The sequence below is a fragment of the Streptomyces sp. NPDC047453 genome, from assembly GCF_040643155.1.
Lineage (GTDB): Bacteria > Actinomycetota > Actinomycetes > Streptomycetales > Streptomycetaceae > Streptomyces.
In genome coordinates, this window is record NZ_JBEYTS010000046.1 from 31,692 (window position 1) to 56,066 (window position 24,375).

Here is a 24,375-nt window from a genome sequence, read left to right on the forward strand (position 1 = left end):
TCGCGTACCCGCTCAGATCGGTCAACGGCGCACCCGATAGCGCAGGTGAAGCACCCGGTTGCCCTGAATCACCACGTCAGGATCCTCCAACAGGTGCGGCGCGTGGACCGACCCGAAGTAGCGCTTGCCGGACCCGAACACGACGGGTACGACGTCCATGCGCACCTCGTCGACCAGACCCGCGGCAAGCACCTGGCCACCGACGTCGCCAGCGGCGACCTCGACCATGCGGTCACCCGCAAGCCCTTGCGCCTTGGCCACCGCTGCCTCGACGCCGTCGACGAAGTGAAACGGCGCCTCGGGGTCCCAGCCCTCGGGCTCCGGCCGGTGCGTCACGACGACCACATGGTCGATCCCGCCCGGAGGCTTCCCGTCCCAGCCGTCCGTCAGGTCGAAGACGTGGCGGCCGACGACTGTCACCCCGATCTGGTCCCAGTACGGCCGGGTGTAATCGTAGGACGTCTGCGACACCTTCACCTCGCCGCTCTCGTCCAACGGGACGTCACCGCTGGACAACCAGTCGAACAGCGGTCCGGGCTGGTCATTCTCGTCCGCGACGAAGCCGTCCACCGACACCGAGCTGTACATGACCACCTTGCCCACGGAGCTCTCCTCTGCTTTGGGGGTGCCCCAAATTAGCGTGTCGTGAGCTGTCGCTCTTGTAAGAAATCAATCGGCCGGCAGCGGCCAGCCGTCCAGCACGTGGCCGGGATGCTCGCGCAGGAACCGCCGCCGGACTTCGACGTACCGGGTCGGCGTGAGCCCGGTGAACGCCCGGAACTCGTGGCCGAAGTGGGCCTGGTCGAAGTAGCCTGCGCCACCGGCGAGGTCGCCCCAGTCGATCGGTCCGGCGGGGTTGATCGCGAACACGGTGGCGGCAAAGCGGTAGGTACGGGCCAGCCGCTTCGGCGTGACGCCGATGAGCTCCTTGAACCGCTGTGCCAGATGAGTGCTGCTGACACCGGCTGCCACGCTCAGGTCGCCGATCGCCACCGCCCCGCTGGTCGCCGCGATGACACTGCTCGTATGGCGGACCAGCCCCAGGCCGGCGGTCTCGCACAGCCGTCGCATCAGCTCTTCCTCGAGCAGCGTCAGCATCTCGTACGGCCCGGCCGCCGTGGCCAGCCGGTCCCGCAGCTCAGCAATGGCGGGCCGGCCCCAAACCTGCTCCACTGTCACCGGCCGGTCGCCACGAGTGCGGTGGCAATGTGGTTGGGCGGGTACGTGCTGGCCATGCAGGAGACGTCGCCGACGTGGCCGTGCAGGCCGTTGCCACCCCAGGTGGCGCGCTGAATGGTGAAGGCGGCCGGCCTCCCGTGATGGGGGTCGGTGTCCCGGTGCATCTGCTCCGGAACGCCGTCGCGGAACTCCAGCCGGCCGTCGGAGCGGATCAGTGCGTAGATACCGGGCATGGTGTGGTCCTCTACGTCCGATCCCGCGTCCAGGCGTGAACGATCTGTGCGGTTTGGGGCCAATGAGGTCCGGTCGGCCCTATCGCGGGCAGGTACCGCAGAGGTTGCCTGGGTTGGGGTAGCTCTCTCCCGGGTGGTGGGGACAGGTACCCCTCCCCACCACCCTTTCTTGCCGCTTCAGGTTTGAGTGATCTCGATGTGGCGCGGCTTGGCCGCCTGAGCCTTGGGCACGGTGACGGTCAGCACCCCGTCGGTCAGCGTCGCCGTGATCTCTTCGGCTTCGGCGCCTGCCGGCAGCAGGGCCCGGTACTCGAAGCGGCCGGTGCGCCGGGTGCTGCGGCGCAGGACGCCTTCGCGCTCGCACTGCTTGCACTCCCCAGTTATGCACAGTTCCCCGTCGCCGATCTCGACGTCGATGTCCTCGCGCTCGATCCCGGGCAGTTCCGCCTCGACCACGTAGGCCTCGTCCGTTTCGTGCAGGTCGGCCAGAGGCGACCAGGCCCCGACGGCGGGTGCCGTGCTGGCGGCCTGCAGGAACCGGTTCATCCGCTCGAAGAGGTCGTCAAACTCGGCGGCGATCGGCTCACCCCAACTCAGGGCCGGGAACGGGCGTTCCAGGGGCCGGCCGGGCCGGTGGTGTACGGGCAGAGTCATCGCGGTTCACCTCCGCGAAACGACGGCATTCGGGTTCATTTCCATGCTGAATGTCCCCGTATCGCCCCGCGAATCGGGCAGCCCGCCACTCGCGTCCCAAGCTGCTGCTCTCTTGGCCGTTGCGTCCTGGCGGAGGGGACCTTGAAGAGGACGAGGCTCAGCCTCCCTCCGGCGGCCGCACCTGCGCACGGGTACGGCCGCCACCGCCTTGGATTCCCGCCTCCCTCGGATGGACTACAGCCGTGGTGCCTGATCAGCGGGGTGATCGTTGTGTCCCGGCAGGAGGTCAGGATGAGTCACTGGGTGTACGTGTTCTCGGGTTGTCCCGCCACGGGGGACTACCAGCAGATCGCAGATGATCAGGAGCCGGGCGATGTGGTATTTCGTGATCGCCCGGGCGGCCTCGGCATCATGGACGGGTTCGTGCGGGAGAGCGTCGACGACATGATGATGGTGGCCCGCTTCCGCTGGGTGGCCAGCGGAGACCCATCCGCGGTGGCGCCGGCGGTGCTGCAGGCGTCCGCACTTCCGGCCCTCCGCGGCGGGGTGCACAGCCAGTGAGAGCAGGCAGCGAGCCGGGCACCGGCGATTCCACTTGAGGGACTTCCCGAGCCCGCATTCGCGGCTGCCGAGAATCGCTGTGCGCGGTCACCGGGCGCGGCATGCCGTCCTCGGCGTAATGAGCGGCTTGGGCTGTTTGGCCGCGGCAACCCGACGCCGATGAGTAAGGCGCGGCCGGGCACGCAGGCCCGGCACCCTCCACGCTCCACAGTGCCGGGCCTGTTCGGGGGCTGGGGTCACACGACGCGAATGTTCTCCGCCTGGGGGCCTTTCTGGCCCTGGGTGACATCGAACTCCACGTGCTGGCCCTCCCGCAGTTCGCGGTAGCCCTGACCGGCGATGTTGGAGTAGTGGGCGAAGACTTCCGGGCCGCCGCCCTCCTGCGCGATGAAGCCGAAGCCCTTCTCCGCGTTGAACCACTTCACAGTGCCCTTGGCCATGCCTGTCTCCTCCGAGGGGGTTCGGGCCCGCACGGTGCGGGTCCGGAGGTAATCGCCCTGGTCCGGAGAGGGCTGCACAGCAAAGCGCCCGCAGGCAAGGTGACCCACGGGCGAACGACTTCGGAACCACGACTGCTCTGCGGATTACGCTAATCCCTCTACTGGAGCACCGCCAGGCCGAAACGCCGCCAGCCCCTCGTGGGCCGGTGCAGGCACTGCCGCGAGCCGCTGAAGGCGGCCAAAGGCGGCGCCACTATGCGGAAGCCGTCGAGTTCGGCTTCCTCCTCATCAAGGGCCGCACAGCCGAGGTCTCCCGGCGCTGCCCGGCCTGCGGACACCGCCACGTGTGGCTTCGTTCACTTCAAGCAGCAGCGTTTATCTGCCGGTTTGGACAGCAGTTGGTGATCTTGAAGCCCCTGGATGTTCATGAGAAGTGACGTCAGGGTGCCCACATTGCCGGGTACCGGAAAGCAGCCGTGCAGGTCGTCTGCCGTGCCCGGGAGGTGAGGGGCCGCGTCCGGGCGGTCATCATGATGAGCCGGGGGGCTGGCGTTCTGGGGTCCGCCGGAGGTGAGAGAGGAAGGCGAGGGGGGTCGGGGCCGTGACAGAGGTGTTCGACAGGGCCGGGGACGTGCTCATGGTGGCTTTGGGGCTGGGCTGTGTGTGGTTGGGATGGCAGGCCGTACTCCGGCCGCATCAGCCACCGGAGCCGATTCGGGGACGTGTGTGGGTGGTCCGTGCCTGGGGGCTCGGCCATGTGGTGCTGGGGATCTGCCTCACCATCAAGTGGGTGACTCTTTTGGTCGGCGGGGAGCCGGGCTGGCCAGCGGACGTGATCCGCTGGGTTGCCGGACCGCTCGTGGTCGGCTCGATCCTGGCGGCGTTCCTGTTCCGGCGGTGGGAGCGTCGTCGGGCCCGGGCCATGAACGAGGGGCGGCAGGCGTGAACCGGGCCGTCTCCTGGAGTGAGGCGGCGCTCGTGGCCGTTGCCTGCTGGGCGGTCAGCGGTCTGGGATACGGCGTGCTCGCCGCCCTCGACGCGCCGCACGTGCCCGTTGCGCCCCTCATCGTCATGTGGCTCGCCCAGTGGTTCTTGGCGCGCCACCGCTTTTGGCTGGCCGGGGTCGCGGCGAGCCTCGCGGGGGCTGTCGTGCTGTTCGCTCTCATCGACGTCCTGCGTCCGGGTCTGGGCCGCTACGTTGCGGACGCGCTGGCCACGGGGGCCGCGGCGACGGTCGCCTTGGCCGTTTTCACTCTGGTCGGCCGCGGAGCGGGACGTCATCGTGACGCAGCACGCTGACCAGTTCGTGGGCCAGCCTGCATCCTGCAGCCCGAGCCGGGCGCCGTCCGGCGGCACAACGTCCAACACCGCATGTGAGGGCTGCCCAGGCAAGAACCCCAGTGACTTCAAAACTCGTGAACATCGCCTGACCGTGATTCTTGGTGCCTCCCAAACCCACGCACAACCGCCGTCACGACTCGTGAACAAAGCCACCACGTGGCTGTGTTCACGAGTCGTGTCGTGAAGGCAGTTGTTTGAGCAGAGCCACCTCAGATTCGCCTCCAGCCGCCACAGCGCGGCGATCTGGGGCTCGGACAGGGCCTTGGTGCGGTCCGGCGGCGCCGGGCGCCGCTCGATCCCGATCGTGGGGTCGCAGGTGATCCAGCCCTGCCGCTGCCACCAGCCGATCACCTTGCGCGCGATGGACCCGGCCTCATCCCGACCCAGGACACCGCCCGGTGACCGGACAAGAGCCCGGCAGACCCCGGCGCACCGAAGCCGTCGTCCACCGCTCCGGCCCCGAGCTCTCGCACCTGGTGCTACCCGGCTGGATGCACGGGCAGATCACCGTGCCCATACCCACCGACGAACTGCTGTCCGCCACCGACCTGGGCCGCGACGAACTGCCCTGGACGGAGCTGACCGTCACCGCGAACCTGGCCGCCGCCACGGACACCGATGTCGACCCCCGCGACGCCCAACTCCCCGCCTGGCGCTGCTTACAGGCAGCCTGACCCCTCAAACCTGCTGGTCACCGGCCCGTCGACGGGGTCATGATGGACCCGTTCCGTTTTGTACGACGAGAGGACCGCCCGTCATGGCTCTGCCCCCGCTCAGTCTCGAACAGCGCCAGGCCGCGCTCGACAAGGCCGCCGCCGCGCGCAAGGAGCGAGCCGAGGTCAAGGAGGCCCTCAAGCACGGCAAGCTGTCGCTGCGCGAGGTGCTGGCCAGCGACTCCGAGGCCATCCGCAAGATGCCGGTCCGCGCCCTGCTCGAATCGCTCCCCGACATCGGCAAGGCCCGGGCGCAGAAGATCCTCACCGATCTGGAGATCTCCGACAGCCGCCGCATCCAAGGTCTGGGCTTCCGGCAACGGGAACGACTCCTCGAACGGTTCGCGCCCACGCACTGACCATTCGTCCCGCCGGACCCCACCCGTTACGCCGGGCCGCCCGTGCCTGCCGCGGCCTCGCATACAAAGCCCCGGCGGCAGGCCGTGGCCTGCACATACGGCACGGGCGTCGGGCAGGCCTCGATCGCCGCGACCTGGACGCCCGATATCCGTGAGGACCAGGCGCTCGACGGCGGCCGGTACCTGCCCGTACCGGTCCCGCATTCCCCGGCCCACGCAGACCTCGCACTCGCTGTATGAGCCGGGCGCGAGCAGCGGCGCCGGCACCTCCACGGTGATCTCGCGGACGACCTCCACCACCTCGATGCGGGTCATCGCGGCCCGCGCCGTCAGTCGTTCCTCCGGCGGCAGCGCCAGCCGGGCCTTGCGCGCGGCCTTGGCCAGCCGGTTCCGCTCGTTCTCCTCACGCCGCTGGGCTTCAGTGCTTTCCTGGCCGCGGCCTCCTCCAACTGCTTCGCCCGCACCCGCTGCACATCCCCAGGCGTGCCGCCGCCCTCTGCTGAGGGTGGCGGCTCCGGGTTCCAGTCCGGCAGGCCCCGGCCCGCATTGTGCCTACTTCTGGCTGCCCTTGCGGGCCTGCTGCTGTTCGCTGCTGCCGCGCCGCAGGTGTCCGGCCTGCTCTGTGCCCTCGGCGGTGGTCCCCTTCGGCTTGCGCTTGGTGGTGGTCGAGCGGCCGCGTGCGGCCGACGTCGAGACGCGGCCTCCCTGCCCGGGCGTCGCCCTGGGCCCCTTGGCGGTCGGCATCGGCCGACTCAGGGCCTCCCCCATCTTGCGCATGGCCGGGACGTCGACCTCCCGGCCGGCGGGGCCGGAGGAGACGGGCGGGGTGCCGCCGCCGGGGCCCCGGCGCGGGGAGTTGTAGGTGAAGGCCGCGTCGCCGAGCCTGAGCAGTGCCTCGGCGCTGGGCAGCTCGGTCGTAGCCTCGGTGTCACGCTCGTCGGGCCGCCGGAGCTTGTCGGCGCCCGCCTGCGCCCACTCGGCGACCTTCTCGCAGACCTTCAGCGAGACCTTCCGAAAGAACTCACCCACGCGGTTGTCGTTCTTCAGGCGGTCGAAGTGCTCCCCGGCCCGGTCCTTGATGACCTTCCAGAGGTGCGTCCACGCCCCGCGGACTGTCTGGAGCCGCTGCCATTCCGGCAGGTCCTTGAGCGCCTCGGCGTGCGTGTCGGCCCCCCGCAGGGCGGTGTTCACCGCCTCGGCCTGCTGCTGCGGGTCGAGGGTGTCCGTTTGCTCGCCGGAGGGGTTACCGGTGGCGCCTTCCGTCGGCGCAGGCACCGGCGGCGCGTCGGGTGCTGGTTCGGCGTTGGCTGTGGCGACGGCGTCGGCGAGGTGCTGCTGAAGGGTGCGCAGGTCAGCCTCCACGGCCTCCCAGAGCTCTTTCGCCGTGCCCTGTTCCTCCGGGACGGTCTCCGTCCATGCCTCCCGGACGCCCTCGAAGGCGGCCGTGACATCCAGCTCTCCGGCCGTCTGCTCCGCGGTCGCGGTGTCCTCGGCCGGGGTCTGCGGCCCGGTCCACAGGGGCATTTCCTCCGGCTGCGGGGCCGCTTCGGTCTCCTCCGGTGCGGCATCTGGCTGCGGGTCGCCGAGCTGGACCCCGTCGTCGTCCGGCGCAGGGTCGAGGCCTTCGGGCTGGGTGGGACGGGTGGGTGTGGCCATCTCGGTTCCCTCCGGGGTGCTGGCCGGGGCGGGCGGTTCGGGCGAGCCGACGGCGGGTTCGGGCCCGCTCGGTTGGACGTCATCGGCGGCGGCCGCCGGGCGGGTTTCCTGCGCCGGGTCGGCGGCGGGCTCCGCCTCCTCGGGCAGGTCCTGCCCGGAGGGTTCGGCCGGGACCGCGGGCGGCTCGGCGGCCGCCGGCGTGGGCTCCGGTGTCGGCTCGGCAGGTGCGGGTGCGGGGTCGGTCGCCTCGGCCGGGGCGTCGGCGGCCGCGGGCGGTTCGGGAGTGGGCTGACCGTCGAGGTCGGCGGGCGGCGCGGCCGGAGCCTGCTCGGTCTGCGGTGCAGGGGCGGGAGCCGCTGGCGTGGCCTCGGCGACGGCCTGTTGGCGTGCGGCTTCCCGGTCGGCCTGCGCCGCGTCCACGGTGGCCTGAAGCCGGAGCTGGAGCCGCTGGACGTCGTGGAGCAGGTGCGCGAGCGGGAAGGCCATCAGCTCCCGCTCGAAGCTGTTCTCGTCGGCCGGGAGCGCATCGCGCCAGGCCGTGGCCGACTGGGCGACGGCTTCCAACTCGGCGGCCATCTGGCGAGAGTTGTGGTTCCCCGAGAGGGCATCGGCCATGCTGTTCAGCCGTGCCGTCAGCTCGACGTACGGCGGCTGTGCCAGGTAGTCGAGCGGCCAGACCCGGGCGGCGGGGTAGGTGAGCGCGCCCCGGTGCCACATGGCCGTGTCGCGCAGCTCGGCGCGCACCACGTTCGCCCGGGCGAGCGGTCCGTTGCCGGAGGCGGCGGTGGGCGGCTCGCCGTACGGGGTGCCGGTGAGAGTGGAGAACAGGACGGCTCCCCGGTCCGCCGCGGCCTGCGGCTCGTCGGCCAGGTTCGTCGCGTCGGCGGGCAGCCCGGGGACGGCCAGCCGGGCGAACCATTGTCCGCCGGCGGACTGCTGCACGGTGGCCACGGCCGTCTCTCCGTGGCGCAGTTCGCCCCGGTCCGGGGCCTGGCCGTCCATGCCGGTCATGTGGAGCTGGTAGGACGCATCAGCCGGGAGCGCGGTGACCTCGGTGTAGGAGCGGGGCTCCGGCGGATCCTCGATCTCCACGGCGGGATCAGCCTCCGTCGCCGCCGGGGGTTCCGCGGGGAGGTTGTCTGCGGCCGGGGCGGCGGCCGGGGCGTCCGTCGTGACGGCGGTGGGTTCCAGCTCGCCTGCCACTGCTTCCTCCTGGTCTGGGTCCTCGTCCGCCTCGCGGTCCGGTACGGGAGCGTCGTCCGGCGCGGTCGCCTCGGTGGCTGGGGCGCTGATGGGCTGGGGATCGGGTGCCGGTTCCGTCTCGGCGGCCGCGTTCGCGCCCTCCCCGGCCGCAGGGTCTGGCGCCGGGGCGACGTCGGCGAGCCCGAGCCCGAGCGGGAGCTGTCCGTCCTCGGCCGCCGCGGCGTCCTGCGCCGGCGGTTCTTGCTCGGCGGGGGCCGGAGCCTCGATCCAGGCACCGTCGCGGAAGACGTACCCGGTCTGCTGCTTCGAGGCTTGGGCCCGGACCCACGGCATGATCTCGTCCGGGTCCTCAAACCGTCGCAGCCGCTTGGGGGTGATACCCGGCGGCTGGTCGTTCAGGGAGACGGCGAACTTCGTGCGCCGGTACTCGATGGAGGGCTGGAACAGCAGGTAGCCAGTGCCCGGAAGCGTGATCTCGTAGCGGCCGTCCCACTGGCCCGTGTACGTGATGTCCTCGCCGTCGACCAGGCCCAAGCCCTTGCTCTCGCCAGGCGACTCGGTGCCGGGCGCCGCGGTGTTCTCCGGTGCGGCCGGCGGGGTGGCGGCCTCCGGCACCGTCGTGGTGAACAGGTCCAGTTGCTCCTCGTCCGAGGAGGCGGGCGCGCTCTGCGCCTCCGCGGGTTCCGGGAGGCCGGTGTCGGGCGCCGTCTCCTGAGGTATGCCGAGGCGGGCCCGCCGCTCCTGGTCCGATGCCCTCGGCTCGCCGGGAGCGCGGAAGGGCTGCTCCTGCCAGGGCAGATCCCCGTGCGGCCCGAGGTCGGTGGGCTGCAACAGGGCTTTCGAGTCTCCGGTCGAGCCGGACTGGACGTGGATACCGTCGTCCCCGATCGCCACGACCTTCATCCAGAAGCCGGACGACTCGGGCACGTACCGGTGCCGGGAGCGGACGTAGTCGGCCACCGCCGGCCGCCATCCTGCGCCGCCCGGGTAGAGGATCTCGTCTACCGCGTCGTGGAACCGGCGCACGGCGGCCTTGAGCGGCTGGAAGTCGGCCCGCGAGTTCTCCCGGAACCGGGCCAGGATCGCGTGGCTCCGCGCCGTGGCGAGGTGGCTGTCCCCTTCGGTGAGCCGACCGGCTTCGTAGTGGGTCCGGGCCCGGTCCCAGGCCTCGCGCGCCTTAACCAGGGCGCTGGTGGTGCTGCTTCTCTGGAGACTGCTGCGGGCGGCTTCCGCCGTGGAGAGCGCTTCTTCGGCCTCGGCGAGCGGCGCGGCGGTCGGCGCGACCGTCCGCTCCGGCTCTGGGTCGCGGACGCGCTCGCGCGCCCACTCCAGCACACCGTCCCAGTGCACGTGGCGGGTGCTCGCACCGTCCGGGGCGGTGGCCTCCAGGCGGTGGCCGTCGTCGCCGGGCTGGCCCTGCTGGTAGACCAGCTCCACCTGGTAGTCGGTCCCGCCGACGGTGATGTCCCAGCGCGGTCCGTGCTCGAACGGGGCGCCGCCGCGGCGGGGGCCGTTGGGGTGATCGGTGTTGATGCTCTCGCCCTCGTGGAGCGCCAGCTTGCCGATGTCGGAGCGGTAGCCGAAGAACACCCAGTCGTCACTGTCGTTCGGGTGGGTCTGCGGCGTGCGCCCCAGGGCCGCCCGCTCGGCCAGCTCGTAGCCGGAACTCGTGGAGATGCCCGTGCCCTGGGAGATGCCGTACAGGTCGCGGAGCACGAACCCCCGGTATCCGCTGGGGGTTTCCTCCGCGAGGCGGTAGCGCTTGCCGGTGGGCAGGTGGACGCATGTCCACTCGTTCTCCGCCGTGCGGCGGACGGTGACGTCGCCCTCCTGGTGCGGGCGCGGCACGATGCGGCGGCCGCCGCGCCGAGCCTCGGCGACATCGGCCTGGCGCCGGTACTCCTTGCGGGACAGGCCGGTGGTCAGCTCGACACAGCTTCCGCACTCGGCGGCCATGTCGCCGCCGTCCTCGGTGCGGGCGTGCCAGCGCCACACCATCGTGTAGCGGTCGGTGTCGGGGGTGCCGCACCGATCGCACTCGCCGTGATCGGCGTGCCCGTACACGCCCAGGCGTCCGTCCTCCGGGCCGCCCTCGGCGCCCGGGTGGACGGCGGGTTCCCTCCGGCTGGTGTGCCGGCGGCGGGTGCGGCGCGCGGGTGCGGGGGACTCTGGCGTCTCGGTGGGGAAGAGGTCGAGTTGCGCCTCCTCCTCCGCTCCGGCGTTCTCGGGTGCCGCGTCGGCGGGCCCGGTACCGGCGGCCGTCGTGGGGGCGGGGTCCGGCACCTCGGTGTCCGGCGTCGTGCTCGCGCGGTCCTGTAGGGCCTGGGGGTCCTCGGGGGCGAGATCCGGCTCTCCGCCCTGTTCCGGGGCGCCGTCGGCCGGGGCCGCAGGCTCCGCCTCGCTCCCGGCGGAGGTCTGCGTCGCGGTCGGTGCGGGCTCCGGGGCTGGGGCGGGCGCGTCCGGTGCCTCTTCCGGTGCGGCGGGGGTCTCTGTCCGGGGGCGGGGCTGGTAGGGCTCGGCGTACGGGTCGGTCTCGCCGATCGGCGGGATGGTGGCCCGCCACCGGGCGGTGTCGTACACCTCGAACTCGAAGCGTTCGGCCGCGTTGCGCAGCACGCGGGCGGTGCGCCGTTCCTCGGCGGTGAGGGCCGGGAAGGCGTCGGCGGCGGCCTGGGCCGCGTCGCCGAGGGCCTGCATCTGCGCGGTGTTCATCACGTACTTGCGGTGTGAGGCCACCCACTCCGGCGGCTCGATCGGGCTGCCGTCCGAGTAGGTGGCGTGGAGCACCAGGCGGCGCAGCTCCCGGACCTGAGCGGTGGTCAGCCGCACCTCGCGGGCGGCGTACTCGGCAGGGATGGGGCCCCGGTGCGCCGGTTCCTTGATCGCGTGCAGTTCGGAGCGCACGCTCCCGGCGGCCCGGATCGCCGGGACGCCCGCGGAAGGCGGCAGCGCCTCGTGGAAGGGCATGTCGTCGGGGGCGCCGCCGCGTGCGTCCTGCGCCCACCAGTAGCGGCGGCCGTCGTCGCCGATCCGGGCGCGTACCCAGCCGATGACCGCGCCGTCGGCGTCGACCACCGTGCCGTGCCCTGCCTCCGCGTTCAGGTCGACCAGCCGGTTGCCGTTGCCGTAGCGCAGCTCGATGCCCTCGGCGGTCGCGGCCTGCGCAGCATCCGCGGCGTTCTGGCGCTCCTTGGCCACCCGGTCGGCGTTCTCCGACCGGGCGGCACCCTCGGGCCACTCGACCTCGCTGCGCTCCCAGACCCGGGTGCCGGACTGGGTGGTGACCAGCACCAGGTCGCCGTCATCGGTGCCGATGACCGTGCCGGGCCCGTCCGGGGTCTGCACGATCGTCGCAGCCTCAGCCTCGACTTCGGGGACGGTGTGGGTGCCGTCGGCGGGCCCGTCCGGCTCGGCGGTGGCCGGCGGCGGCGCGGGCTCCGTGCCGTCCGCGCCCGGCGCGGCCTCGTCGTCGGCGGCCGGGCCGGGGTCGGTGGCGGAGGCCTCCGTGGCGGGTTCCGCCGCCTCCGGCGCAGCCGGGGCGTCAGTCTCCTGCTGCGTGGCCTGCGGGGTCTTCCCCGCCTCCGGGTCGGGGCCGGGGCCGTTGTAGGTGTAGGCGACGCCCAGCTTCTCGAAGGCGGCGCGCAGGCCGCGTACGGCGGTGTCGCGGTCCTCGAAGGGGGTGTCGCGGCGCTGGTACCACTTCTGCTGACGGCGCGACCAGTTGAAGCCCAGGTCGTTCAGCGCGTCCCGGATGCGCTGGTCCCCGCCGCGCGGGGTGTTGCGGACCTCGGTGCCCTCGGCGTCGTGGTCGATCACGATGCGGGCCGCGGCCGCCTCCTCCGCTTCGATCTGTGCCTCGGACGGCAGCTCGATGACGGTGCCGGGCGCGGCGAGGATCGCCTCCAGGTCCACCAGGAACAGCGGCTCGGTCTCCCCCGAGTACAGGGTCATGAGATCGAGGTTCAGGTTGGTGAGGGTGTCGCTCTGCTGCTGTCGGCGCTCGCCGACGGAGTAGTTGACCCACTCGTTGTAGTTGACGCGGTAGGAGCCGCCGACGCGTTCGGCGACCTTGCCGATCTCGGCCATGAGGTCGGGCAGCGGGTTGCCGGGCTCGTACCGGTAGCCGACGCCGGGCCGGTCGATGAACGCCACGGCCTCCCGGCCGGAGAGCTTGTGGCGCTGCAACAGCGGTTCGTAGTACCGCAGGACGGCCGCGCAGCGGGCCATGGCCGGGGAGGGGCCGGTGTGCTGTTCCGGCTCTGGCTGTGGTGTTGGGGCCTCCGGTTGAGCGGCGGCCGCCTTTGCGTCGGGTTCCGGCTGCGGCTGCGGGCCGCCGATGTGGGTCACCGACACGCGGTCGCCGAGGGCGTCGGTCAGGTCCTGGAGCGGCGCCGTCTCCTCGGGCGCCGCTTCGGCTGGCGCGGGGGCCGGGGTCTCCTGCGGGGCGGGTGCGCCGTCGCCGGGGGGCTCGGTCGTCACCGGGCCGGGGGACGGCTCCGCTTCGGGCTCGTCGGGCGCGACGGGCTCGGGGGTGGTCTGTGCGGGCTCGGCGTCCGGGCCGGACTGCTCGGGGTCCGGCTGGTCCTGCGGTTCGGCCGGCGGGGTGTCGCCCGGCTGCTCCGGGGCGGGGGCGGGCGGCTCGGCCGGTCCGCTCCCGTCCGGCACCGTGCTGGTGGCGGCCGCGGGGTCGGCGGGCGCCTCGCCGTCGGCCGTCTCCGCGCCCGGTTCGGTGTCGTCGGAGCGGGTCTCGTCCTGCGCGAGGCCCCGGGCCCGGGCCTGGATCTGGTGCTCGTCGGTAATGGTCTTGCGCAGGTTGGCGATGTGCTCGCGCAGCGTGGTCAGTTCCTCGTTGACCTCCTCGGCGGCGTCCTCGTTGACGCTCGCGGCGCGTTCGGCCCGCTCGGCGAGAGCGGCCTCCTTCTCGTTGGCGACGACGAGCTTGCCCAGGGCCTTCTCCTCGCGCTCCTTGGAGCGCGCCTGGATGCGGTAGGGGTTCTCGTCCTTCGGACGCAGGTTGGCGGCGATCTCCTCGCGGCGGCCGCGCAGGGACTCGGCGGACTTCTCCAGCTTGCTGAGGTCGTCGTCCAGGTGGTTGAGGAAGTGCTCCAACGACTGGATGGCGCCGCGGCCGTTGGACTGGGTGACGGAGGATGCCTGCCACTGGGCGCGATCCTCGCGCTGGCCCATGGGGACGACGTGTCCCCAGGCGAAGCGAAGGCGCATCTGGCGGCGGCCGCTGGCCCCGTAGGTGATCTCCGCGTGGAAGTCCTGCCCGCCGAAGGTGCCGACCGGGACGCGCTCGCCGGGCCGCAGGGACTGGTCCCCGGCGACGGCGGCCATCCGGGCGCCGAGCGCGTTCGCGGCCGCGTCGCGGCTGCGGTAGGTGGCGTCGTCCACGGTCATGGCGAAGTGGTCGCCAGTGGTCGGGCGCCGGTTCGGCGCCGCCGCCCGCATGTCCTCCAGGGCGGTGTCCGCGCGGGCGAGGAAGTCGTCGATATCGGTGAGCTGCTGACTGCGGGTGTCCTGCTGGCGGTCCCAGCTCCGGGCCAGGCCCTGGAGCCGGGCGCGTTCGGCCGTGGCCTCGGCCAGTTGCAGGATGGCCGGGTCGCCGGAGGCCAGGGCGGAGAGCATGCCGAGGTTGATGGCGTCGGCGCCGATGTCCTCGATCTCGCGGGCGGAGAAGTCCTTGCGCTGGATCTGGCCGATGAAGCGGGCCTTGCGGGCGAGGGTGGTCAGCCGGAACTCGTCGAAGGTCCGCTCGGTGATGTAGTACAGGACGCGGACGTCGTCGGGGGTGTTCTCGATCCACGGGGCGTTGAGGTTGCCGCGGCGTTCGATCCGCCCGTCGCGCTGGGCCATGTCCGCCGGCCGCCACGGGTAGGACAGGTGGTGCAGCGCGACCGCCCGGTCCTGGATGTTGGTCCCGGTACCCATTTTCTGCGTGCTTCCGACCAAGACGCGGACGCGTCCGGCACGGCAGTCGGCGAACAGCTTCTCCTTCTTGCGGTCGGTGCCCGCCTCGTGGATGAAACGGATGGACTCGCGCGGCATCCCCCGGGCGACCAGCTCGTCGCGCAGGTCCGCGTACAGGTCGGCGGCGTGCTTGGCGGTGCTGCCCGGGGTGCCCTCGTCCAGGAAGACGAGCTGGAGGCCGCCGGGCAGATCCTGCGGGGTCGGGTCCTCCCCGGAGACCGGGTAGACGATGTCCTTCGTCTCCTGCCAGATCTCCGCGATCTTCTCGGCCGCGTACGGGATCTTGCTGCCCATCTCCTTGCTGCCGCCGAGGCTGCGCATGTCGGTGGCGGCGGCGTCGGCGAGGTCGGCGACCTTCTCCATGTCCAGCACGCGCCCGCCGTACGCCGGGTCCTCGCTGGAGATCTGGTCGGCGGTGACGCTCAGGCCCAGGTTGCGCAGGGCCTCGGTGGCGTCGACCAGGTCCAGGTCGACGGAGGCGCGCAGGCCCTCACCGAGGGCCTTGAGGACGCCGCCGGGCTTGCGCACCCAGGGCTTGTGCGGCAGTTCCTTGATGAACTGCCGCTGGGCCGGCGTGGGCGGGATGAGGACGGTCTCGCCGCGCTGCCCGTCCTCGTTCTCCCGTACGGGCGGGGTGGGCAGGTCTAGGTCTTCCGCCATCTGCACGTCGGCGAACACCCGGTAGGCGGCCATCAGCTCCGGCACGTTGAAGAAGCGGCTGAAGCGGGCCTTGTACTTGTAGCCGTCGCCCTTGGGATCGGGCTCCAGCTGGGACACGACCTCACCGAAGGTCGCGGCCCAGTTGTCGAAGGCGTCGAGCCCCATCTCGTCCAGGAGCTGCGGGGCCAGGTAGCGCTTGAGGACGTACGCCTCGGTCACCGAGTTGGCGATCGGGGTGCCGGTGGCCAGGGTCGCCACGCGCTCGGACTCGTTGGTCGCCCGCAGGTAGTCGAGCACCATGTGGAGCTTGGTGGCCTTCGCGGAGCCCTGGATCGCGGCGCCGGGGATCGCCGAGACAGTGCGCAGGTTCTTGTACTCGTGCGCCTCGTCCAGGAACACGTAGTCGACGCCGGTGTCCTCCAGGAAGACGCCGTTGTCGTCGCCCATGGACTCGATCTGCTGCTGGAGCTTGGCCTCCGCGTTGGCCAGGGACTCTTCGATCTGCTTGACCGTGTTGCGGTGCATCCCGGCTTCGGCGGCGATGTCGAGCTGGTCACGCAGCGACTTCATCTCGCGGTCGAGGTAGTTGCGTTGGGTGTCCGCCCGCAGCGGCACCCGGTTGAAGGCCTCGTGCGTGAGGATCACGGCGTCCCAGTCGCCACCCGCGATCCGGCCCATGAACTTCGCGCGGCGCTTCTTGTTCAGGTCACTCGCGGTGATCGCCAGGATCTTGGCGTTGGGGTAGAGCTGCCGGAACTCGCGCGACCACTGCTTGAGCATGTGGTTGGGGACGATCAGGCACGGCTTCTTCGCCAGGCCGGTGCGGCGCAGCTCCATCGCGCCGGCGGCCATGGTCGCCGTCTTGCCCGCGCCGACGACATGCGCGAGCAGTGCCGTCGGCTCGTTGACGATCCGCCGGATCGCCGCGTTCTGGTGCTCCTTCATCGTCCAGTCGCTGATCAGACCGGGAAGGGTGAGCGCGGAGCCCGCGTACTCGGGCAACACCAGGTTGTTGAACTGCTCGTTGTAGACCTTCGCGAGCCGGGCCGCGCGGGTCTCGTCGTTCCACACCCAGTCCTCGAAGGCCTCGGCGATCAGCCTGGCCTTCTCCTGGGCCTCGTCCGTGGCGGCCTTGTCGACGTAGGTGCGGCCCTCGTTGTCGCGGTAGGTGACCTGGATGGTCGAATCGGCCTGCCGCAGCAACGCAGTGAACAGATCCTGCGTCGGGCGGGAGCCGGTGCCCCACTCGGTGCGCGCCAGGTCGCCGTTCTTGGCGCCGCGGACCTCCCACACGGTGCCGCCCGCGTGCAGCACGCTGGCGTCGGTGAAGCCGAGGCTCGCGAGGAAGTCGTTGTAGACGTCCACCGGAATCCACGGGGCGCCGATCTTCGCCTTGATCTCGGACGGCGCCAGGTCGGCGGGCTGGACCCGCTCCAGGGCGGAGACGTTGCCCTGAAACGTCGGGTCCTCGGCGGCCCGCTCCTTGGCGGCCGCGAGCTTGGTGCGAACATTGCCGGACAGGTAGCGGTGCCGGGGCTCCCAGACGTCGCCCTGTTCCGCTTCACGCTGCTCCGGGTCGCGGTAGGCGAGTCCGGCGTCCGCACACTGCGCGGACGCACTCTCCTCGTCCAGGCCGAGAAGGCCGGCCACCCGTGCCATGTCCAGGCGGCCGCCGTCGTACTCCATCGCCAGGGCGATGGCGTCCTCATGCGAGTTGGCCCGGGCCGGCAGGATACGCGGCTCCAGGACCCGGCTGAGGAGCACCTTCTGCTCAGTGCCCTTGCCGGTCCGGTCGTCCCACTCCTCCAGGCCGAACAACAGCGAGGCGTCGGGGTCGTCGTCAATCCAGGCGAACGCGGTGTCCTGCTTCCAGGCCTCCGGGACGTCCTTCAGGCCCTGCGCCGTGGCCCGCGCCCGTGCCTCGGTCGGCGTGAACTTGCGGTGCTGGCGCGGCTTGGTCAGCGGCGGATGGGTCTTGCGGTAGTCCCGCCAGGCAACCCGGAGTTCGGCGCGGAGCACCGCGAGCTGCGGGGTCTCGCCGGGTTCGGGGGTGTCGGCCTCCGCCTCGTACAGGGCCAGGGTCAGGCCCTTGAGGCGGATGAGCTGGACGAGCTGCTCGCGCTGGTCCGGGTGGATCTCCAGCGGGACCGGGCGGCCGCCGTCGATGACGGTGGGGTTGCCCTCGGCGTCCAGCCCCAAGGCGCCTTCCGTGCCGCCGGTGACGATCGCCTGGATCGGCTCGGTGCGCTGGTCGTCGGCGGCGGTCAGGCCTGCGGCCCGCGCTTCCACGGAGATGGCGGCGGCCGCGGCCGCCAGGGCTTCGGCCGGCGCCTGGTCGGTACGTCCGACGACGGTGACCTCCGGTCCCCACTCCCGGGAGCCAGCGCGCAGCTCGCCGAGCACGTACTCGGGGTGGGCGTCGAAGTACGTGTTGACCGCGAGTTCGTCGTCGTGGCCGGGCAGCGCCCGCTTGCGGGCGGTCAGCCACGTCTTGTCTCCCGGCTCCTCGCCGTCCATGCGGCGCCGCAGGAACAGCACGTCGGTGACGACGTCGGTCCCGGCCGCCGCCGCGTGCGCCCGGGCCGGCAGGCGGACCGCGCCGACCAGGTCGCCGAGCTGGTACATGCGCTCGCGCGCCTCGGGGGACTCCGCATCCAGAGTGTAGCGGGAGGTGATGAGGGCGACGATGCCGCCGGGGCGGGTGGCGTACAGCGACTTCAGCACGAAGTGGTCGTGGATCGACAGCTTCAGGTCGGGGTTGTGAACCTTGTCGAACCGCTTGTACCGGCCGAAGGGGACGTTGCCAACGACGCCGTCGAAGCCGCCGTCGGCGAGCGGGACGTCTTCGAGGCCACTGGTGATGATCTCGGCGTCCGGGTACAGGTGGCGGGCTATCGCCGCGGTGGTCGGCTCGACCTCCACACCGGTCATCTGCACCGGCTCACGCATGAGGACCGGGGCGAAGCCGATGAAGTTGCCCGACCCCGAGCCAGGTTCGAGGACCCGGCCGCCACGGAAGCCGAGCCCGCGGACTGCGCCCCAGATCGAGTGGACCAGGTCGGCGTCGGTGTAGTGGGCGTTGATGGTGTTGCGGCGGGCGGCCGCCCACTCGTCTTCCGTGAGCAGGGCCCGGATCTGCTCACGCAGGTCTCCGACTGCGTCCCAACGTGCGACGGCCCGCTCGAAGGCGTCGTCCGCGTCGAACGCCGCACGCGCCGGCCGCGGGTTGAAGATGCCGGGCAGGGCACCCCAGCCCGACCAGCGCGCGAGGGTCCGCTGTTCCTGCTCGACGGCCGGACGCTGCTCGCCCTCCAAGAGCCGCAGCGTCTCCAGGGCCGCGAGGTTGGCGCGGGCCCGCTCCCCCTGCCCCGCGGGGGCGAGGTCCTGCTGACCGTCCGGCCGGAAGCGGGGCGGAGCTACATCTCCCGGTGCTCCGTCCCCGGCTCCTTCTCCAACCAGATCTCCTCCGCGTACACCAGCTCCTGCGCCTGCGACCGCGTCGCCCGCCGGGCCGCCGCCCGCTGCTCCATCGGCAGCTTCTGGAGCAGTTCGGTCGCCAGCTCCCCGATCCGCTCCCTCACCCGCCGGTCCAGCTCCAGGAAGTACGCCTCCTGCTGCTCCGGACTCCCCAGCCCTTCCAGGGCCTGCGGCCGGTACGTCTCCCAGTACTCCCGCGCCAGCTTCCCGTGCCTGCTCAACTGCGCCACTGTCATTCCCCTCCTCTGCGTGGAGCGACTGCCCCACTCCCCCAGTGCTCAAGAGCGTCCTCCCCCGCGGTGGTGCCAAGGCTCACGGCACCAAGCCGTCCCGACACGCCGTCCCCACCAACGGGATCAGGGACCCTGCCCCCAATCCCACCCTTGGCAATCAGCGGCGGCCGAACATGATCCATACCCCTGGACCCTAGCGACTCACGGGCAACCGATTTCTTTTCTACGTGCCAGTAGATACCAGTAGATGAGCACCCCACGGCCGCCGTAGCGCGAGTGCCATTCGGTGAACAGGTTCTGGTCGTAGGCACGCAAGTGGAGTCGGAGGCAACCGCAATCGAGCCCTGGCCCCAGAACTCGGTGCTGCGGACACCGAAGCTAGCGTTCGCGATCTGGATCGCAATGGCGCGGGCAACCTCAGCGGACAGATACCGGCGGCGTACGTAGCACAGTTCGTCCTCGGTGTGGCCGTGGCCGCTGGAGACGACGGCCTTGATCCCTGTGTTAGTGCCGGCGGCGTAGATGACCAGGAGCAGAAGCTGGGCCAGGACCTCCACTGAGAGAGAGCAGCCGCCATCGGAGACTGAGGTGACCCCAACCTCGCCCTGCAGACGAGGGCCGAGCCACAACCCCGGCGCTTCTCGACGCGCACGGTGCGCGCCACGACGATACGGGTTCGCGTCGAGGAGTGCCGGGGGCAGCGGGGTCCAGGGGCCGGCGAAGGCCCCTGGTACCACCGGCCGTTACCAGCGTGGTGCCGACATGAGGTACGTGACACTCAACATCAGGTGATGGGGAGTCAGCCGAGATGCACCCGCACTTATAGAGAATAGAGACGATCACATTCCAGCAGGTCAGAGGACCTGATGGACCTTCAGAAGATGACTCCCAAGTCATTTTGGAGTTGCGAAAGTTGCTCGTGGAGTCAAGCTACGCCGTGTTCATTGCGACCTAGATGCGCAATACTGCGACAGGGGTCGCAACCGTCACCAACATGACTCCGAAGTCATGTTCGACGCGCCCAACGCGCAGATACGTCGCGTCGTTGCTATCTATATGCGCAATCACTAGTGTGCTCCGCGTCTAGGTTTCGATCTTGAGGAGCATGTAGCGTCATGTCTGCACAGCGTCAGGGGGACCCCCGCCGGGCCCCCGGCTCGTCCTCGCCCCGTGCGCCGAGCTCCAACAGTCCGTACGCCGGCGCGCTCGGCCCGAGAAAGAACCTCGTCGAGTTGCCTGTTGGCCACACGGCCGAGGTCAGACCTCCCGTCACCGCCGGCGACTTCATCGGTAAGTACTTCGCCCAGGACAGCCTGGAGTTCCTTCGCTGGGCAGCCAAGTACTTCCGGGACGACAACGTAACCCTGTGCGTACTGCTCTACATGATGGGAAGCCAGGAAGTCGGCGGGGCAGTCGAGCTCAAGCAGTCCGTGATCGCTGCAGAACTGGAGATGGATCCCGCACAGGTGTCGCGAGCCCAGACCAAGCTGAAGAGGCTGGGGCTGGCGTACTCGCCGAAGAAGGGGTCCATCCAGCTTCAGCCCGCGGTGACCCTACGCGGAGGCTACCGGCTGGTCGAGAAGCCCGTTCGCGGGTCGGCCGCCAAGCGGGTCAAGGTTCAGGTGGAGCAGCTGAGCCTTCTGAACGAACTCGTGCTTGACTCAGGTGTTCCAGAGGAATTCAGAGATATGTCTCTTCCGGGTGCGAAACTCCCCGAACCATCGTCAAAGCCGCGCAAACGTAAGCGCACGCAGAAGAAGCCGGAGGCGTGAGATGAGGACTGCAGCGTCTGTTACCGCCGAGCCGCCTGCGCTGACGTACGGCACCTTCAACGGCTTCGCCTACATGCCTGCGATGCCTGGGATCGCCTACCGAGTGCTCTTCCGGCTTCTGGGAACGCAGGAGCCGGGAGGTCGCTGCCTGGTCACCGAAGAAGAGCTGGCCGAAGCCCTGGACGTGCACCGCTCCATGGCGGGGCGGGGTCTGCAGGCCCTGATCCTCGCCAAGCTCGTGTTCCGCCAGGCCAAGGGCGTCTACTTCCTCAACCCGATGATCAGCGGTGCGCGCAGCGTCACTGAGCACTTGGAAGCCATCGGGACACTCGAGGCCGAGGATCGTCTCGACGTCGATGACTACCAGGAACGCTACGACGCCGCCGTCGCCCAAGCCGAGCAGGAGAAGAGGGAGAAGCGCTTGGGACGCAGGACAGCGGCAAGGCACCCCAAGCCGGCCGAGCCCGCGGCTGAAGAGACCGCGGACGTGCTGAACTTCGAAACGGCACGTAAGCGGCCGCGGAGGCGATCGCCCCGCCCGTAGCGACAGTCGGCAAAACCATTGAGGCCCCCGCCGGAGCGGGGGCCTCAATGTGTCTAGGTTTCGGAAGACAGGCTACCGCGTCACTTCTGTCGGCGCCACAGTGGATCTTGACGCTCGAGTCATGTCGGCATCCCGAAGACGCCTTGTCTCCACGGTTCGGCTCGGAGACGACCAGGGAGCGCCAGGGATTATCACGCCGTGATACTCCGCCCGCTCGAGCCTTCCACGGCCGCAGCTATCACGGCGTGATAATCCGATCGGGTCATCCGCCAAGGGTGAAATCACGTCAGAACCCGCGAACCGGGTACCTTTACAGCCTTAGGAGTCAGTAAGGTGACGTCATGGCCTCTCCATACCCCGAAGGAGACCGGGAAAAGGTAGCGTCCAAGCTGCCCTCGGCGCTCCAACAAGCACTCAAGGTTCGCGCCGCCGAACTCAGCCTGGACATCCAGGATGCCGTCGAGGCGGCCATTAACGAGTGGCGCGCCAGTGCCGGCATCGGCACTGAAGTGGACACCGCCGGCGCCAAGTCGTTCTCCACCTGGCTTCCGCCGGGCCTGTACGAGCAGTTCAAGGAAACCTGCACCAACCGCGGTGTCTCCTACACGCAGGGCCTCGCCCAGTCGATCCGTGACTGGCTCGACGCGAACCCGTCCCCCCAGCACGGCGCTCGCGGAACTGATCCCGAACGGAAGATCGTCGGCAACCAGAAGGGTGGTGTCGGAAAGACCGCCATCTCCGCCGGCATCGGCCAGGCCTACGCCGAAGAAGGCAAGCGCGTCCTCATCGTCGACTTCGACCCTCAGGGACACCTCAGCGAACAGCTCGGCGTCCCTCAGATCGAACCCAACCACGACAGCCTGGTATCCCACATGTGCGGCGAAGGCACGGGCGATCTGCGCGACATGGTCGTGGTGATAGAGGATCCGCGGTTCGAGAAGCGGCTGCACGTACTGCCTGCCTGCTTCGACGGGTTCCTCCTTGACGCGAAGATCGCCGTGGTAGCGATGCAAAAGCGCGGCTTTCAGAAGGAAGCAGCCCTCGAGCTGGCACTGCGTCCCCTCGAAGCCGACTACGACGTCATCATCATCGACTGCCCGCCGAGCCTCGGTATCGCCATGGACGCTGCCCTCTACTACGGGCGCAGGCGACGCGGCGAACCCGCCGGCGTGTCCGGCGTCGTCATTCCCGTCCTCGCCGAAGACTCATCGGCCACGGCCTACGGCATGCTTGCCCAGCAGATCGAAGACCTCTGCGAAGACCTCTCCCTCGAGGTCGACTACCTGGGCCTCGTCGTGAACCTGTACGACTCCCGGCGCGGCTACGTCGCCACCTCCTCCCTGGACAACTGGAAGTCGCTCGGTGACCCGAAGGTCCTCGCTGTCATCGGCGATCTGAAGGAACAGAGGGAAGCGGTCCGCAAGCGGATGCCGCTGCTGTCCTACGCACCGCACAGTGACCAGGCGGAAGCCATGCGACAGGTAGCGAGGGGAGCAACCCGTTGAGCAAGGCCGAAATGCTCGGATCGGCACCCGCGTTCGGCGCGGTCCGCGGAGCCCGGTCCTCCCGACGCAACCTCATCGACAAGACCATCGGTGGAGAGGAGTCGACCGCAGCGGCCATCACAGAGCTGCCGGTCACCCTCATCAGCGACAACCCCGACAACCCTCGCAACCACCTGCGCAACCTCGACGAGACGGTGCAGACCGTCCGCGAGGTCGGCATCATCATTCCCATCGCCGTTGCCACAGTCGAGGCCTACCTGCGCAACCGGCCAGACCGCGCCGACGACCTCGACGACGGAGCGCAGTACATCGTCGTCGACGGCCATCGCCGCCTCGAGTCCGCTCGCCGCGTCGGAATGGCCACCATCCCGGTCCGCGTCGACAACGGTCGCGTCGCCACGGATGAAGCCCTCCTTGAGGCCGCGTTCGTCGCGAACTACCACCGCGACGACATGACCGACCTTGAAGAGGCCCACGCCCTCAAGACCCTGGTCGACTACTACGGCTCGCAGACCAAGGCTGCCAAACGGCTGGGCATTCCGCAGAACACCATCTCCAGCAAGCTGTCATTGCTGAAGCTCACCCCCGAGCTCCAGAAGGACCTGGTGACCGGGGAACGGAAGGTGGAACACGTCCGCAACCTCGGCAAGCTGTCTCCCGAAGAGCAGAAGGCCAAGGCGGACGAGCGGGCGGAAACAGCCCGCAAGAAGGCAGAGGCCCGGCCGCAGGAGATCGTTGAGCGCTCAGCAGGCCCCGCCGATTATCACGGCGTGATAATCCCAGAGGCGCCCGCCGGCCCAGCCGGTTCGCCGTCCCCTGCGTCCGGGCCTGGTCCGGTCACGCCGTCCGCCGGTCGAGAGCAGGCTGTCGAGTCCATCCCGGAACCGCGCACCAGCGCGGGAGAGCCGAGGGCAGCGAACTCGGAAGCAGCAGGACAGTCCGAGCAGCCAAAGCAGCTCCCGTACGACGATGCTCCCTACTGTGTCCACCATCTCCACCAGAAGATGAAGCCGGAGACGTTCGTTCAAGGGGCCCGGGTGTGGATGGACATCCTGCGAACTCGGTACCCAGATGAGTACAAGGCCCTGCTGGCCGAGCTGGGAGCCCGATAGCAGACCGCCCAATGGCCCCGCTCGCCTTGCATGGAGGGAGCGGGGTCGTTTGGCTACTGCAACACGTAGTGCGCGCGGTAAGACTTTCTCTACTTCATCAAGGCTCGCTTCGCTCGCCGTCGCTCCCGGCCTCCTGAACTGCAAGCAGTGCCGATCAGAGATCGAAGGTGCCGCGCACAGCGCGGCGGCGCCGGTCGGTCGCCGCCGCGCCGCCCCTCCTTGCCTTCGTCACCGGGGCCGCGCGTCGTCGCCCGCCCGCGCCCACAAGGGGGCGAAGACCAGGCCGGGGCTGGACTGAGACGGCACAGCCGAGGTCAGAACAGTGCCTCCGGCGGGGGATCGGCCGGCACCGGGATGGAGGAGGCGCCGTACCCGACCGCGGGTCCGTAGTGGTGCGCGCGGGGAGCTCCCACCCCGACCGCCATCGACCCAGGCAGAGCCGAGCAGACGCGGCCCAGGGCGTCAAGGTCGTTCGTACAGTGGCGCGCTCCACCTTGACGCCCTGGACCACGCCCGCTCCACGGTGTGTGGGTCGACGGCGGACGGGATGGGAGCTGGGGAAGATGGTGGTACAGGAAGCGGGCAGGCTCATGCCACACTCAGGAAGCCCAGCTTGCGGGCGTACCTGACTCGGGAGTGCGCATGGATCCGCGCTTTAGGAGATTTGAGGTTCCCCCGAGATGCGAGGAGGGGTGACAGCAGGTCAGATGGTTCTCGTGAGAGGAGATCTGACGATGCCTGCGCCCAGGAAATATCCGCT

18 protein-coding genes are annotated in these 24,375 nt (G+C 70.2%); 9 read left to right on the top strand and 9 right to left on the bottom strand.

The genetic code is table 11. The features are described 5' to 3' along the window. Positions 1-21 precede the first annotated feature (21 nt). The 4 genes from ABZ818_RS29855 to ABZ818_RS29870 all read right to left on the bottom strand — a co-directional run bounded on the left by ABZ818_RS29855 (position 22) and on the right by ABZ818_RS29870 (position 2,066). Complete coding sequence (locus ABZ818_RS29855; protein ID WP_361421256.1) at positions 22-603, bottom strand: dihydrofolate reductase family protein; 582 nt, start codon at positions 601-603, stop codon at positions 22-24. A gap of 66 nt (positions 604-669) precedes the next feature. After that, positions 670-1,179 carry a helix-turn-helix domain-containing protein gene (locus ABZ818_RS29860; protein WP_361421259.1) on the bottom strand — a complete coding sequence of 170 codons (510 nt, stop codon included), beginning with the start codon at positions 1,177-1,179 and terminating at the stop codon, positions 670-672. Next, on the bottom strand, positions 1,176-1,412 hold the full coding sequence (locus ABZ818_RS29865; RefSeq protein ID WP_361421262.1) for a hypothetical protein: 237 nt from the start codon (positions 1,410-1,412) through the stop codon (positions 1,176-1,178). The genes ABZ818_RS29860 and ABZ818_RS29865 overlap by 4 nt, the downstream gene beginning before the upstream one ends. Positions 1,413-1,589: 177 nt before the next feature. Continuing rightward, positions 1,590-2,066 (bottom strand): Hsp20/alpha crystallin family protein, encoded by a 477-nt coding sequence (locus ABZ818_RS29870; RefSeq protein ID WP_361421264.1) that lies wholly within the window; start codon positions 2,064-2,066, stop codon positions 1,590-1,592. Positions 2,067-2,357: 291 nt separating this feature from the next. On the opposite strand from ABZ818_RS29870, the gene ABZ818_RS29875 reads away from it, so the two are divergent. Then, positions 2,358-2,627, top strand: coding sequence for a hypothetical protein (locus tag ABZ818_RS29875; RefSeq protein ID WP_361421267.1), 270 nt, complete (start codon positions 2,358-2,360; stop codon positions 2,625-2,627). Between the two features lie 236 nt (positions 2,628-2,863). On the opposite strand, the gene ABZ818_RS29880 is transcribed toward ABZ818_RS29875, so the two are convergent. Together ABZ818_RS29880 and ABZ818_RS29885 are read right to left on the bottom strand one after the other, a co-directional pair. Then, complete coding sequence (locus tag ABZ818_RS29880) at positions 2,864-3,067, bottom strand: cold-shock protein (protein ID WP_361421270.1); 204 nt, start codon at positions 3,065-3,067, stop codon at positions 2,864-2,866. A gap of 158 nt (positions 3,068-3,225) precedes the next feature. Then, the gene (locus tag ABZ818_RS29885) at positions 3,226-3,411 is read right to left on the bottom strand and encodes a hypothetical protein (RefSeq protein ID WP_361421273.1); all 186 of its coding nucleotides are present in this window, start codon (positions 3,409-3,411) and stop codon (positions 3,226-3,228) included. Positions 3,412-3,797: 386 nt separating this feature from the next. Between ABZ818_RS29885 and ABZ818_RS29890 the strand changes: the two genes are divergently transcribed. From ABZ818_RS29890 to mihF, 4 genes are all read left to right on the top strand, one after another. Continuing rightward, positions 3,798-4,013, top strand: a complete 216-nt coding sequence (locus ABZ818_RS29890) for a hypothetical protein (protein ID WP_361421276.1) — start codon at positions 3,798-3,800, stop codon at positions 4,011-4,013. Then, a complete protein-coding gene (locus tag ABZ818_RS29895) occupies positions 4,010-4,366 on the top strand; it encodes a hypothetical protein (RefSeq protein WP_361421279.1) in 357 nt (118 codons plus the stop codon). The genes ABZ818_RS29890 and ABZ818_RS29895 overlap by 4 nt, the downstream gene beginning before the upstream one ends. A gap of 440 nt (positions 4,367-4,806) precedes the next feature. Next, complete coding sequence (locus ABZ818_RS29900; protein ID WP_361421282.1) at positions 4,807-5,082, top strand: hypothetical protein; 276 nt, start codon at positions 4,807-4,809, stop codon at positions 5,080-5,082. A gap of 83 nt (positions 5,083-5,165) precedes the next feature. Beyond that, positions 5,166-5,480 (top strand): integration host factor, actinobacterial type, encoded by a 315-nt coding sequence (mihF, locus tag ABZ818_RS29905; RefSeq protein ID WP_361421285.1) that lies wholly within the window; start codon positions 5,166-5,168, stop codon positions 5,478-5,480. A 552-nt stretch (positions 5,481-6,032) separates the two neighbouring features. Here mihF and ABZ818_RS29910 read toward each other — a convergent pair. The 3 genes from ABZ818_RS29910 to ABZ818_RS29920 form a co-directional block, all read right to left on the bottom strand. Continuing rightward, the gene (locus tag ABZ818_RS29910) at positions 6,033-18,287 is read right to left on the bottom strand and encodes an SNF2-related protein (protein WP_361421288.1); all 12,255 of its coding nucleotides are present in this window, start codon (positions 18,285-18,287) and stop codon (positions 6,033-6,035) included. A gap of 101 nt (positions 18,288-18,388) precedes the next feature. Further along, on the bottom strand, positions 18,389-18,685 hold the full coding sequence (locus ABZ818_RS29915; protein ID WP_361421291.1) for a hypothetical protein: 297 nt from the start codon (positions 18,683-18,685) through the stop codon (positions 18,389-18,391). Next, positions 18,682-19,419, bottom strand: coding sequence for a Tn3 family transposase (locus ABZ818_RS29920; RefSeq protein ID WP_361421294.1), 738 nt, complete (start codon positions 19,417-19,419; stop codon positions 18,682-18,684). Before ABZ818_RS29920 ends, ABZ818_RS29915 begins: the two co-directional genes overlap by 4 nt. A gap of 378 nt (positions 19,420-19,797) precedes the next feature. On the opposite strand from ABZ818_RS29920, the gene ABZ818_RS29925 reads away from it, so the two are divergent. The 4 genes from ABZ818_RS29925 to ABZ818_RS29940 all read left to right on the top strand — a co-directional run bounded on the left by ABZ818_RS29925 (position 19,798) and on the right by ABZ818_RS29940 (position 23,615). Then, on the top strand, positions 19,798-20,454 hold the full coding sequence (locus ABZ818_RS29925) for a hypothetical protein (RefSeq protein WP_361421297.1): 657 nt from the start codon (positions 19,798-19,800) through the stop codon (positions 20,452-20,454). Between the two features lies 1 nt (position 20,455). After that, the gene (locus ABZ818_RS29930) at positions 20,456-20,998 is read left to right on the top strand and encodes a hypothetical protein (protein ID WP_361421300.1); all 543 of its coding nucleotides are present in this window, start codon (positions 20,456-20,458) and stop codon (positions 20,996-20,998) included. Between the two features lie 341 nt (positions 20,999-21,339). After that, positions 21,340-22,503, top strand: coding sequence for a ParA family protein (locus ABZ818_RS29935; RefSeq protein ID WP_361421303.1), 1,164 nt, complete (start codon positions 21,340-21,342; stop codon positions 22,501-22,503). After that, positions 22,500-23,615: a ParB/RepB/Spo0J family partition protein gene (locus tag ABZ818_RS29940; RefSeq protein WP_361421306.1), complete on the top strand. Its 1,116-nt coding sequence runs from the start codon at positions 22,500-22,502 to the stop codon at positions 23,613-23,615. Before ABZ818_RS29935 ends, ABZ818_RS29940 begins: the two co-directional genes overlap by 4 nt. The last annotated feature ends 760 nt before the right edge of the window (positions 23,616-24,375 follow it).

Coding starts and splice junctions, on each gene's coding strand:
- ABZ818_RS29865 (WP_361421262.1), bottom strand. CDS start 1,412: ATGCCCGGTATCTACGCACTGATCCGCTCCGACGGCCGGCTGGAGTTC.
- ABZ818_RS29870 (WP_361421264.1), bottom strand. CDS start 2,066: ATGACTCTGCCCGTACACCACCGGCCCGGCCGGCCCCTGGAACGCCCG.
- ABZ818_RS29875 (WP_361421267.1), top strand. CDS start 2,358: ATGAGTCACTGGGTGTACGTGTTCTCGGGTTGTCCCGCCACGGGGGAC.
- ABZ818_RS29880 (WP_361421270.1), bottom strand. CDS start 3,067: ATGGCCAAGGGCACTGTGAAGTGGTTCAACGCGGAGAAGGGCTTCGGC.
- mihF (WP_361421285.1), top strand. CDS start 5,166: ATGGCTCTGCCCCCGCTCAGTCTCGAACAGCGCCAGGCCGCGCTCGAC.
- ABZ818_RS29915 (WP_361421291.1), bottom strand. CDS start 18,685: ATGACAGTGGCGCAGTTGAGCAGGCACGGGAAGCTGGCGCGGGAGTAC.
- ABZ818_RS29925 (WP_361421297.1), top strand. CDS start 19,798: ATGTCTGCACAGCGTCAGGGGGACCCCCGCCGGGCCCCCGGCTCGTCC.
- ABZ818_RS29930 (WP_361421300.1), top strand. CDS start 20,456: ATGAGGACTGCAGCGTCTGTTACCGCCGAGCCGCCTGCGCTGACGTAC.
- ABZ818_RS29935 (WP_361421303.1), top strand. CDS start 21,340: ATGGCCTCTCCATACCCCGAAGGAGACCGGGAAAAGGTAGCGTCCAAG.